At 58.0% G+C, this 12572-nt stretch carries 8 protein-coding genes, 1 pseudogene and 1 CRISPR repeat array (1 of these 10 cut by a window edge); of the genes and pseudogenes, 2 read left to right on the top strand and 7 right to left on the bottom strand.

Going from position 1 to position 12572, the window contains the following annotated elements:
- Positions 1 to 11: 11 nt before the first annotated feature.
- The 7 genes from HRQ60_RS06440 to HRQ60_RS06470 form a co-directional block, all read right to left on the bottom strand.
- A complete protein-coding gene (locus tag HRQ60_RS06440) occupies positions 12 to 764 on the bottom strand; it encodes an esterase family protein (RefSeq protein ID WP_172194824.1) in 753 nt (250 codons plus the stop codon).
- 89 nt (positions 765 to 853) lie between these two features.
- Positions 854 to 2020: an ATP-grasp domain-containing protein gene (locus HRQ60_RS06445; RefSeq protein WP_172194825.1), complete on the bottom strand. Its 1167-nt coding sequence runs from the start codon at positions 2018 to 2020 to the stop codon at positions 854 to 856.
- A 199-nt stretch (positions 2021 to 2219) separates the two neighbouring features.
- Positions 2220 to 3071 carry a GNAT family N-acetyltransferase gene (locus HRQ60_RS06450; RefSeq protein WP_172194826.1) on the bottom strand — a complete coding sequence of 284 codons (852 nt, stop codon included), beginning with the start codon at positions 3069 to 3071 and terminating at the stop codon, positions 2220 to 2222.
- A gap of 90 nt (positions 3072 to 3161) precedes the next feature.
- Complete coding sequence (locus HRQ60_RS06455; RefSeq protein ID WP_172194827.1) at positions 3162 to 5351, bottom strand: S-layer homology domain-containing protein; 2190 nt, start codon at positions 5349 to 5351, stop codon at positions 3162 to 3164.
- Between the two features lie 57 nt (positions 5352 to 5408).
- A complete protein-coding gene (locus HRQ60_RS06460) occupies positions 5409 to 5573 on the bottom strand; it encodes a hypothetical protein (protein WP_172194828.1) in 165 nt (54 codons plus the stop codon).
- Positions 5574 to 5832: 259 nt separating this feature from the next.
- Positions 5833 to 7344 (bottom strand): sensor histidine kinase, encoded by a 1512-nt coding sequence (locus tag HRQ60_RS06465; protein WP_343044626.1) that lies wholly within the window; start codon positions 7342 to 7344, stop codon positions 5833 to 5835.
- Positions 7341 to 8027 carry a response regulator transcription factor gene (locus HRQ60_RS06470; RefSeq protein ID WP_246281168.1) on the bottom strand — a complete coding sequence of 229 codons (687 nt, stop codon included), beginning with the start codon at positions 8025 to 8027 and terminating at the stop codon, positions 7341 to 7343. The genes HRQ60_RS06465 and HRQ60_RS06470 overlap by 4 nt, the downstream gene beginning before the upstream one ends.
- A 205-nt stretch (positions 8028 to 8232) precedes the next feature.
- On the opposite strand from HRQ60_RS06470, the gene HRQ60_RS06475 reads away from it, so the two are divergent.
- Positions 8233 to 10440, top strand: coding sequence for a glycosyltransferase family 39 protein (locus tag HRQ60_RS06475; RefSeq protein ID WP_246281176.1), 2208 nt, complete (start codon positions 8233 to 8235; stop codon positions 10438 to 10440).
- Between the two features lie 35 nt (positions 10441 to 10475).
- Positions 10476 to 11411: pseudogene (locus HRQ60_RS06480) on the top strand (glycosyltransferase family 2 protein); the annotation flags it as partial.
- An 848-nt stretch (positions 11412 to 12259) separates the two neighbouring features.
- A CRISPR array of direct repeats spans positions 12260 to 12572; the repeat unit is 32 nt; unit sequence GTCGCTCCCCGTGCGGGGGCGTGGATTGAAAC; it runs 909 nt beyond the window's last position.

Below are 12572 nucleotides of genomic sequence, written 5' to 3' on the forward strand. Positions count from 1 at the left end.
CCCCTCCCTGTTTACATCAGATCGCTCATATACTGCCGGATCTGCCTGCGCCACCAGTTCCAATCGTGCTCCGAGTCGTATCCCCAGAACTCGACGCGGGCAGGAATGGCTTTTTGAAACAGCACTTCGGCGAGGCGAGCGGTTTCTTCCTGCATCTCGTCTTCCCAGGCGCCCTGCCCGCAGCAGATGATGATTCGGCGTCGGCGGTACTGCTCCAGCAGATGATCGTCTTCAAGCCCTGGCAGATAATCGAGCGGCGAGTTGAAATAGACCGCACCTTCCCGGTATCCGCCGAAGAAATGATTAACCGAATACACCCCGCTCAGTGCGAGCAGCGTATCGAAAGACTCCGGATGCCGGAAAAAGAAATTGGCGCTGTAATAAGCCCCCATCGAACATCCGCTGATCAGAATCTTCTGCTCGTCTCCGCCATTGTTCTGCCGACTCTCATGCAGGATTCCCGGAACCAGCTCCTGCATGATATACGCATCGTACTGTTCGTGGCGCGCGATCCGCTCCCCGATATTCCAGTGCGGCGAGAAGAACGTCTCTTCGTCGAGCGTATCGCACGCCCAGACCTGAAGCTTGCCCGCATCGATCCACGGCGCCAGTTCTTCGATCATCCCGGCATCTTCATATTGATAAAAGCGTCCGAGCGATGTCGGAAAAACCAGCATCGGCTTGCCCCGGTCGCCATAGACTTTGACTTCCATTTCGCGGCCGAGGGCCGGACTGTACTGCTTTCGATAATGCACCGTAACCATGCCGCGTCCCGTCCTCTCCGGTTGTATGGAAACGAACGATCCGGCCCAGGCGATTTTTGCCGGGCAGACCGTTCGTTATCGTATCGTTTCTACCACTCTGCCTGGATATAATCCGCAATCTCCCGTACGCGATCCAGCGAATCCGCGCGGAACTGATACGCGCGGTTGCCGCTGGCCCGGCTGAAAATCTCGTCGATCGCATCGTAGCGCACCAGCGCACCGCCCAGTTCGTTCCGAATCTCTTCGTGGCTGTGGCGATAATGCTTGCGGTCTTTGCGGCTTGCGTATCCCGTGTAATAGTGACCCGACGGGGCTTCGCCGATTCCTCCGTGGACGACCATTCGGGCCCACAGCGTATAAATATCCACTTCGTACGAATAGTTGATCGAATCCGTCATCCAGGCACCCGGAGGACGCATATTTACTTCGAGCGCGATCAGCCGCCCGTCCTTATTCGACTTGAACAGCTCGATATGGAAGAAACGCTCCCGAATACCGAAAGCCTCCAGAATGCTGCGGCCCGCCTGCTCCACTTCCGCATCGACGTCTTTTAGGCAGAAATAGCGCAGATGGTCGTCGTCGCTCACGACTTTCATGATGCTCTGCTCGAAACGGTGGCTGGCCTGGAAACGCACAATACCGCCTTGGTCGATCAGACCGTCGTAGGTGAGAATGATGCCGTCGATAAATTCTTCCATAATAAACTCGGTATCCGCAGGCGAAGTATGGAAAAAGTAATCCAGTTCGTCCTGATTGCTCAGTTTGTACGTGTGACTGGCTCCCGATCCCAGATCGGGCTTGACGACAACGGGGAAACCGTTCTCCGCCGTAAAGGCCGCCGCGCTTTCCCGATTCGGATTCTTGAGGAACCGAACCGTTTCCACGCCGCTTTTGCGGAAAAAGTCTTTCATTTTCGATTTGTGCTTGAGGTTGTCTATGAAATCCGCTTTCGTACCCTCGATATTGAAATCGGTGCGCATGCGCGCATCGCTCTCCAGCCAGTATTCGTTCAAGGATTCGAAACGATCGATCCTGCCGTATTTGTGGGTGAAATACCCCGCCGCACGCAGCGTCTCGTCGTCGCTTTCCATATTGTCGACGCGGTAATATTCCGTCAGCGCCGCTTGGAGCCGGGAATCAAGGCTGTCGTACGGAGCGTCGCCGATGCCCAGCACCGTCGCGCCTTCCTCATGCAGCCGAATCGCGAACTCGCCGCTGCTGGCAGGGAAATGGGGAGAGAAGAAAACAAAGTTCATAGCCGGACCGCCTCCATCGCAAGATTGTACCTAATTTATCAGTCTGAGGGTGTTTCGTCAATTTACCGATCATTTTCGTCTATGTAAAAACGCCGCCGGCAGAAGCCCGGCGGCGAATTCGTCGGCCCGAGAGCCGACCTGGAACGGGGATGCACGAACACGTCGGCCCCTGCGGCCTCCGCATCCGATCAAGCCCGCCCTACAACCTTTTCTCCAGCCGCACATTCGTTTTGATACTCGAAGCATGCGGAGCGAACTTGCGGTCGGCCAGACGAAGCATGGCCGGGTTGTCGCCCGAGACGCTGAGCATCTGGTACGCAAAGCGTTCAAACAACCGGTGCCGACGGGCGATTTCCAGAAACAGCGCGATTCCGCTCGCATGAATCCGATATTCGGGGCGCACATACATAGTGCGCAGCAGAAGCAGGTTGGAAGCCAGCTGCTGGATACCGATCCAACCCGCAATCCGGCCGTCGATCTTCATCAGCATACTGAATTCCGGATGCAGCAGCCGTTCTTCCTGCAGCGGATTCAGATCGGACGGCAGATTCATCGCGATGGCAGCCAGTTCGGCCCGCTCGGCTTCCGTCGCATCGAGCAGCGGCCGCAGTTCCGCGGAGATCGGCAGCGAAAGCCGCTTTTTCTCGGCTTCTTCCCTAAGGCTAACAGAACGCAGCGTATAGGTACGGTATAACAATTGTTCGGATTCATAGCCACGCTTGCGCAGAAAATCCAGTTCCGGAGCGGGCTTGCCCTGCCGCAGCGTCAGCGTGATCCGGCTGACCCTGCAGCCCAATTCGAGGATCTGGCGCTCGGCTTCTTCCAGCAGATGGCTGCCGACGCCCAGATGGCGAAACAGCTCCTGGGTATGCAGCACACTGATACTGCCCGTACCGGAACGGGGATGCGCGATAACCAAGGCTGTGCCGGCGAACAGACCGTCGACTTCGGCCTCAAGTCCGATCGCGCCAGGCGGCAGCGGATCGCTCAAAGACGGCAGATAAGTGCGGAATCTTTTGGCTTCGGCAGGAAGCTTATTGATGATAATCATGATGAACTCCTTCCGTTTGTCCGGCGGCTTGCGGCCGGCAGCGATAACGGGAACAATAAATCGGTCCGGCTAACTGGCCGGCAGAATTTGTTACTCGGCCGCTTCGGTAGGGGCTGCTTCATCTGAAGGCGATTCGTTCGAGGTTTCCGAATCCGATCCGGTTTGCTGCGCAGTGCCGCTCTGCGGCTCTGCAGGCGAAGAAGACGGCAGCGGCTCGAGGACGTCCGTTTCTTCATTGTAAGAAAGGGTTTCCGGGCTTGGAGCCGGCGACAGTGGATCCGAGAGTACGGTAGACGAAAGACTTTTATTATTTTTATCAAGATGATGTTCGGTTGCTTTCCAAAGATTGTCAAGCCGATTGTTCACTGTTTTTTGAAAGATACTCCAAGGTTCTGTTTGGGAGAGTTTAAGCAGATCTTCACTTGCCTGGATCGAAGCCTGCAAGGGTTCACGGCTGTTTAAAGTTCCCTCATGATCGATAAGCGCAGATTGGGCTTTCGCAACAGTTTCCTGCAGCGGCTCATAATCCCAGGCAATGATCTGGGCTTCGAGGCTCAGTTTCAACTTACTAAGTTCATTTAATAACAGGTATTCCGTATCGGGGTCGATCACGGCCGGGTCCGGATTGCGGACTTTCAGATCGGCCAAGCCGTTCCAGAACGTATCGTACGTACTCTGAGAAATCTGTCTCGGAGCGGTTCCGACTTGGTATACGGCATACTGCACGGTGGCAGAATCCAGAGCGCGTGTAATTTGCGTATGGTTTTTGGAATCGCGCAGGGCTTGAGTCGCCGAGACCAGGGTGCTTGCAGCCTCATTGACCGCGCTCTGCGTCGCGTCGGCGTCGTCCAATACCGCCTGCGAGCGGATCAGCACTTCTTTGAACTCCAATTGGCTTTTCTGCGGATAGGACTGGCCTACCAGGTCTCCGACCGGCAGTTCTTCCAGCGCCAGCTCGGCATCGGCCAGGGCTTGTCTCAGTCCGGCCAGATCGACCGGCTCGGCAGGCGGATTGACTACAGGAGGAGTCACAACCGGCGGGACCACTACCGGCGGAGCCGTATAGACCGATTCGGTTACCGGAACCGGAACGGAAGGTAAGGCAGTAGAGAACGGAGCATTATTCCACAAGGAAATCTGATTTCTGACCACCCCGAAATTCGTAATGAACGACATCGGATTGAGTATCGATGTGACAAGCAGATTATTGATAGAAGCGAAGCGGCCCAGCGTCAAGCTCAGCCGACCATCGGTCTGCATCATGATGACCGGTGCATTGAGATTAAAGAATCCTACGCCCGGTTCAAGCATAAGCTTGGGAATACGCACGCTCGAATCGCCTTCAAGCGAAGCCGATTTTTGCACAAACATCTCTTTGAGTTTCGAAGATTCAAGCAGTTCCACACGTACCTGCTCTTTGTTGAGGACCACGCTTTCGAGCTGCGCCGCACGGAACACGACCGTATGATCGTCGCCGCCAAGCACATGCGTGGTTCCTTTGACGATCAGACCCGTGCTCGAGAAGTCGTGCTGTACGGACGACGCGATCGTCAGATCACCGCCGATCTCCAGCGCATTCAGCGTGACAAAATCGCCGCTTACCGTTACCGCACCCGAAATCTTGGCGCCTCCGCCGTTCAAGGCGACATTGCCGCCGAATTCCGGCTGTCCCTGGGCCGCTGCGGTTCCCGCAGATTTGAGATCCAGAGTCCGGACGGCCGTCACCGTTCCGTTCGTGATCGTCAGATTGACTTTGGCTCCGGCCAGGGCAGGCGCATTGGCAGCCGTAAACAGCCCTGCCAGATCTTGCGAAACCTGGTACGCCACTCCGCCGATCTTCACGATTCCGTCTTGAACCGCTTCAATTGCCTGCAGCTGCAGATTCGAAGCGGCCAGCACTGCCGAAGCGGCTTCTCCGCGCAGGACCTTGCGGCCCGGCTCGATTCCCTGCGTATATCCTTCGAGCAGTCCCGCTTTGGCGGACTGCTTGAGTGCCGCTTGTGCCCAGACGCTTGCCGAAGCGAGCTGCGCATCGGACAGGGCGGCTGCTCCGTTTTCGATCGGCGAATTCGTCAGATCCAGCGCTTTCGCCAGTACGACGGCCATCTGTTCCTGCGTAACAGGCGCGTTCGGCAGGAAAGCACTGCCGCTTCCCTGCATCCAGCCTTTGGCGCGAAGCGCTTCGGCTGCAGGGGAAGCCCACGAAGAGGTCTTGAGATCCTTATAGGAAGAAGCCGACGGTTTGGACATGTCCAGACCGAACGAACGGGCGACGAGCACGGCAAATTCCGCACGGGTCAGCGCACGGTCGGCAGCCAGATTGCCCTGGGCATCGCCCTAGATCATACCGCGGGCCGCGGCGCGTTCTACATCACTGCTTGGAAGGTTTAGGGAAGAATCGGAAGCGGCTTGAACCGAGAAGGGGAAGGCGAGCGCGCTGACGGCAATAGCCGAAGCGGCGGCACCTTTGGCGGAGAAGAATTTCGCGGATGCTTTTGTCATGGAGGGCTCCTTATCGCGCGCCTGTTGGCAGGTCGCGGCGTCTACTGTTGGTTACTTAATGATAGTTTAAATTTTAATAAAAGCAATAGAGATTACTTCAATTCGACAAATTTCGTAACTTTCCTTACATCCGCACTGGATCGAAACGTTTATATTATGTTGCGGCCGATTTCCCAAGCCAAATCGCCGGGATTTCCTGAACGGAAACCCCGGCGATTAGATCTGACGATGTCATTGAGATTTGCAGACCTCCGGTCTGTTATTCGAGCGGAAGAACGACCCGAAACGTGCTGCCCGTCCCCGGGCTGCTGTCCAGTTCGAGGGTCCCTCCATGGGCCTCGGCAATCGACAGCGAAATCGACAGACCGAGACCCGCCCCTCCGCTGCGCCGCGAACGGGAATCGTCTCCCCGATAGAAACGCTCGAACACTTTGCGCTGAAGATCCGGCGCAATGCCCGGTCCGTTGTCCCTTACCGCGATTCGCGCGGCGCCTTCGCTCACATCCAGAATGAGCGCAATTGCGCCCTGCAGCGGATCCGTATGCTGCACCGCATTGCCGAACAAATTGAGCACGATCTGCTTCAATTTGTCCGAATCGCCGGATATTTCCGCCGCTTCGCCGGCCTTCGTATCCAGCGTAACCGTGCGATCTCCGGCCAGCATCCGCAGATGCGCTTCCAACTCGCGCAGCAGCTCCGCAGGGCGGAGGCGCATAAGCTGCAGTTCCGGCCCCCGGTCCAGCTTCACGAGCAGCAGCAGGTCTTCGACCAGCTTGGTCATCCGCTCCGACTCGCCGTGCATACTGCGCAGAGCGGCGCGAAGCTGTTCTTCGCTGATCCGGCTGCCGCGCAGCAGCACTTCGAGGAAACCGCGGATCGAGGTCAGCGGTGTACGAAGTTCATGCGAAGCGTCGGCAATAAACCGCCGCATCCGTGCCTGCAATTCCCGTTCGGCGGAGAAGGCTTCTTCCAACCGTTCCAGCATGCCGTTAAACGACAATGCCAGGTGGTCGACTTCCGCTTGGCCCTGCGAAGTCGGGAAGCGTTCGTCCAGACGGCCCGCGTCGATCTGTTTGACCGCTGCGACCATACGCGACAGCGGGGACAAGGAGCGGCGCAGCACCGGCCGATACAGAGCAAACCCTCCCGCCAGCGCGAGCATCGACAATCCCGCGAAGATCGCCAGCTGCCGCCACAAGATGGCGGTCAGCGGTCCGGTCGGCATTCCGATCTGCAGCATCGGAGCGCCGCTGCCGCCGAATCCTCCGGCGGGACGCAGCACCAACAGCTGCTCGGTTCCGTTCGCATCGTCCGCGAGCCTGTAATCGATACGGCCGGGCTGGACCGGTTTGCGCTGAAACGACTGATAGGCAGCCGGTGCCAGAACCGGCGCGGCCGTTCCGTATTCCGCGTTGAGGTCCGTCACTTGGCCTTCCCGGTCGATCGCGGCAAGCGACAGCCCATTCAGCAGAAAAGCCCGATGATCCCTTTTCCCTCCCCTGCCGGCAGCGGATTCCGACAGCTCTTCGATAGCTTCGGCGTCGGCCCCTTGTCCGTCCCTCCAGGACTCGATCAGAAAAGGAGGGATTGAGCGAAACTGGGCTTCCAGTGTCTCCGCCTGATTCTGATACAAAAACCCTCGCATCAGAAAATATTGAAAGCTCCCGATCAGCAGCAGCAGGGCCGCCAGCACAAACAGCGAGCGCGCCAGCAGCTGGGCGTAGAGCGTTTTTTGCGTCGGCCTGCCGGGTCCATGTCCGCGCGCCTTCACGACAAATCCATCCGATAGCCGACTCCCCGCAGCGTGCGGATCAACCGGTGTTCCTTATCGCCGAGTTTCTCGCGCAGAGAACGGATATACACCTCGACGATATTTTCTTCGCCTCCGAACTGATATCCCCAGACGCTGTCCAGGATTTTCGTTTTGCTCAGTACGATCCCGTGATTGAGGACAAGAAATTTGAGCAGTCCGTATTCCGTCGGAGACAGCGCCAGCGCTTCGGAACGATACAGCATCTCGCCCCGCCGCTCGTCGATCCGAAAAGGCCCGATCTCCACTCCGCCCAGCAGATTGGGGAACTGGTTGCGCAGTCTCGCCTGGATCCGCGCCAGCAGTTCCTCGAAACTGAAAGGCTTGATGACGTAATCGTCGGCTCCGAGCGTCAGCCCCGTCACCCGGTCGTCTACCGCGTCTTTGGCACTAAGCATAATCACGGCGATATTCTCCCCGGTTTCTTTTAACGTGCGGCACACCTCGAATCCGTTCATTCCCGGCATCATGATATCCAGAATCACAATATGCGGCCGAAACGACTCCGCCTGCCGCAGGGCCTCTGCGCCGTTATCCGCCGTACGCACTTCATACCCTTCTCCCGTAAGCCCCAGTTCCAGAAACTGCAGGATGTTCGGCTCATCGTCCGCCAACAGAATTTTGATCCCTTTTTCTCCTGCCAATAGGGCCTCCCCCATTCTTTTTCCGGCCTGCCGCCGGATCTCTTCTCCCGCCCATTATGCCCTACCCGGCAGGCTTTCAGCAAACATTCAGTTGGTGTTCAGGCCGATTTCAGGTAAAAGCCCCACAATAACACTCACCAAGGTCCGCTGCCGAAATCTCTCCGCCGCAGCGGCTTGATCCCTGATGAAGGAGTGACTCGATTCGATGAAATTCCCAGCGAAATTTCGCATGGACTTCTGGCTGCTCGCTGCGGCGCTTACGGCACTGTTCCTGAACGGCTGGCAGATCTGGAGCGAAACTTACGCCAACACGTACTACACGGTCGCGGTGGCGAGCATGATGGAGAACTTTCACAATTTCTTCTATGCTTCGCTCGACTCCGCCGGATCCGTGACCGTCGACAAACCTCCGGTCGCGTTCTGGATTCAGACGATCAGCGCCTGGATCTTCGGCCTACACGGTTGGAGCGTCATCCTGCCGCAGACGCTGGCGGGTGTCGGTTCGGTGATTCTGCTCTCCCTGCTCGTGAAACCGTCGTTTGGCCCGCTGGCCGCAAGACTGGCTGCTTTTGTGATGGCCGGTACGCCGGTCGCCGTCGCGGTCAGCCGTACGAACAATATCGACAGTCTGCTGGTCTTTACGCTGCTGCTCGCAAGCTTGTTATTGTTCCGGGCGGTACGGCGAGGCAGCTTCTGGAGTCTGCTCGGCGCGTTCGCGGCAATCGGCGTTGGCTTCAATATGAAGATGCTGCAGGCGTACATGGTCCTCCCGGCGTTCTATCTCTTCTATCTACTGGCGGCCAAATACAGCTGGAAAAAGAAACTGCTGTCCTTGGCGGCAGCTACTGTCGTCGTCGCGGCCGTCTCCGTATCCTGGGCGGTTATCGTCGATTCCGTCCCGGCAAGCGAGCGTCCGTTTGTCGGCAGCAGCGGTACAAACTCCGTGTTGAATCTGGCTTTCGGTTACAACGGCGTAGCCCGCCTCACAGGTGATCGAAGTGCCGGAGCGGCGGACGGTTCGAATCAAGGGCCCGGCGGTTCAGCCGATCAGGCGGACGGATTCGGCGGATCGAACAGACCGGACGGATTCCCGGGCGGTTCGGGAACCGGCGGCGGCATGTTCAATACCGGGGAAGCCGGGCCGCTGCGGCTGTTCCAAGCGGAGCTGTCGGGCCAAGCCAGCTGGCTGATTCCGCTCGGTCTGATCGGAGCCTTCGCGATTCTGGCTTCCCTGCGGCGCCGGAACTTCACCGCCCGGCATCGGGAAATCCTGTTCTGGCTGGCCTGGCTTATACCGGTCGCAGGTTTCTTCAGCATCGCGGGTTTCTTCCATCACTATTATCTGATCATGCTGGCGCCGCCCGTATCGGCTCTGGCCGGTGCCGCGGCGGCCGAACTGTGGACTGCCTACAGCGGCGGCCGGGGCGGGCTCAAGCCCTGGCTCCTGCCAACGGCTGTGCTGGCAACGTCCGGGTTCTCCTGGTTTATCCTGCATCCGTACGATGGGACGATCGGCAGCTTCTGGTCGACCGCAGTGCTCGTGCTTGGTGCCGCGGCAGCCGTCCTGCTCGTTTGGGTTCAGCGAGGCAGCCGGCCCCGGCTGCGCCAAACCGCCTTCGCGGCCGCTCTGGCCGCTATGTTTATCGGTCCGTCCTACTGGGCCTTGACGCCAATCGTTTACGGGCAAAATGCGCAGCTGCCGGCCGCAGGGCCCGGCGGAGCGAATACGGCGTTCGGCGGGTTGGCAGGCGGGCCACCGAATAGCGCGAGCGGACGGGGCATGCCGGGCGATGGGAATTCAGCATCGGCCGGCGCGGATCGCGGAAGTGTTCCAGGCGGCGAAGATCCGGCAGCGGGTGGAACCGATCCCGGAAGCCCGGCAGGCGTCGGGTCGAACGGCGGCAGCGGAGGTTCCGGTGCAGATGCCGGAATCCGTGCAGCCGTTCCGGGCGGGATCAATCGCAGTCCCGGACGAACCGGAGACCACGAGGTGCAGGAGGCCGATCCGAATCTGCTCGCTTACCTGCGGGAACATCAAGTCGGAGAAGCGTATCTCATGGCTGTGACAAATTATACGACGGCCGCTCCGTACATGATCGACGAAGGAGAAAGCCTCGTCATTCTGAACGGATTCAACGCTTCCGACGAAGTTTACACGCCGGAGTCGCTTGAAGCGTTGGTACGCAGCGGCAGGGTCAAATACTTCCTGCTCGGCGGAGGAATGGACGGCGGCGGCCGGGGCGGGAATTCCGTTCTCACGGACTGGATTGCCGCTAACGGGACCGAGATTCCTTCTTCCGAGTGGCAGAACGAGGATCGCGCCGAACCCGGTTCTTCTCTCTCCGCTGCACAGAACGGTTCCGCCGCAAACGATACTCCGAAGCTGTACGAAGTGACGCTGCCCGAACAGTAAGAGGATATCCATCCATTTTTAAGGAGGCGATCAGGATGAACAACCCTACCCGGATTTCCGTCATCATCCCGATGTACAATGAAGAAGCGGTGATCGCCGAGACGTACCGCCGCTTGACGGACGTAATGCGCCGCACCGGTCACCTGTACGAGCTGCTGTTTGTCAATGACGGAGGAAGCGACCGTTCGCCGGATATCATCCGCGGATTTTCGCTGCGGGACGATTCGGTCAAACTGATCGACTTTTCCCGCAACTTCGGTCACCAGATAGCCGTAACGGCCGGCATGGACTATGCTTCCGGCGATGCCGTCATCATTATCGACGCCGATCTTCAAGATCCGCCGGAGCTGATTCCCGAGATGCTGGGCAAGTGGCGCGAAGGTTATGAGGTCGTGTATGCCCAGCGTATCAAACGCAGCGGGGAAAGCCTGTTCAAAAAAGCGTCGGCCTCTCTCTTTTACCGGATTCTTCGCGCTTCGGCCGAGATACCGATTCCTGTCGATACCGGCGATTTCCGCCTGATCGACCGCAAAGTCTGCGACGAGATGAACCGGCTCGGCGAACGCAATCCGTTCGTGCGCGGACTGGTCAGCTGGACCGGCTTCCGGCAGACGGCTATCGAATACGAACGCGACGAACGGCTGGCCGGCGAGACCAAATATCCGCTCAAAAAAATGATCAAACTCTGCCTCGACGGCATCACTTCTTTTTCCCACAAACCTCTAAAACTGGCGGGATACGCGGGCGCGGCCATGTCGGGGATCGGATTCTTGTATATGCTGTACGTCATCGCAATGGCGCTCTTCACCGATAGCACCATGCGCGGCTGGGCTTCGACGATCTGCCTGATGCTGATCTTCGACGGTTTTACCCTCATCATGCTGGGCGTTATCGGCGAATATATCGGACGGATCTACGACGAAGTCAAAGGACGCCCGCTCTATATCGTGCGCGAAACGTTCAATGTCCAGCGAATCGAGGCGCGCAAAACCGGTGTACGGCGTCAAGAAGCAGCCAAACCGTACGGCCGTAAGGTCGCTGCCGCTTATTCGGCGGATTCCGAGGTTTATGAAGCCCCCACCTTCGCCGCTTCAGCCCGGACCCACGAAGCCGGTTCTCCGGATCTGAAGCAGCGTAATGAACCGAGACGGTCGGAGACGGTTCCGCGTCCATTCCTGCCTGCTGTGCACCGATCGGTATCCGCCCGCTTGTCCAAACCGAACGCAAGCGACCGATTTCTTTTCCGGCTCCATTCCTCTTCCGAAGTCACGCTTCCCTCTGCTGCACAGATCCGGCATCCCGACACCGGAAAAAGCACGGAACCGAGGTAGAATCCGGCGATGAAAGGTCGGCTAACGGGGCGGCAGTAGCGATCGGGAGCTATTATCGTAGAAGGGGCCATTGTGTGGGCGAAATAACTGCACAGAGATCGTTATTCCGCTAAAAAAAGGACCAGTTGCTAAAATAACTGCAACGGGACCGCTATTTCCTCTACTTTCGCAATTTCCCGCCTCCCAGCGCCGAAATAACTGTTCCCTGGACGTTATTTGCCCGAGACGTGCGCTGCCTCTGCAAATAACGGTCTACAGAACGTTATTTGCAGTAGAGCGCCGAGTTCATGCAGATTCCCTTACCCTTACAAAATAGAAAAGTGCGAACCCCAAGCTCCCACGAAATCCCCGGCAGGTTCGCACTCCTTATGCCGTAAGGGATCTCGTGGTTTGAGTTGTCTTTTCTGGCGGTTTTGGTTAGGCTGTTTGTGAGGTTCGCACTTTTCGCTGTTTTTCTCCTTATGGAGGCGGCTTTAGAAAAGGGTGCAGTCGCTCCCCGTGCGGGGGCGTGGATTGAAACTGGATCTGATTACCGAGACGAACGACGACACCTTGGTCGCTCCCCGTGCGGGGGCGTGGATTGAAACGTGTAACTCCTCAAGTTCGAGCAGTTGGAGCAGCTGTCGCTCCCCGTGCGGGGGCGTGGATTGAAACGGAGATTGACCACTACAAGACCCGCGAGCGTGTCGTGTCGCTCCCCGTGCGGGGGCGTGGATTGAAACGTACACGACGAAAAAGATGTAAAGAAAAAGAACGGTCGCTCCCCGTGCGGGGGCGTGGATTGAAACAGTTCCATATTGA

The organism is Saccharibacillus qingshengii, from assembly GCF_013185195.1.
Taxonomy (GTDB): Bacteria; Bacillota; Bacilli; order Paenibacillales; family Paenibacillaceae; genus Saccharibacillus; species Saccharibacillus qingshengii.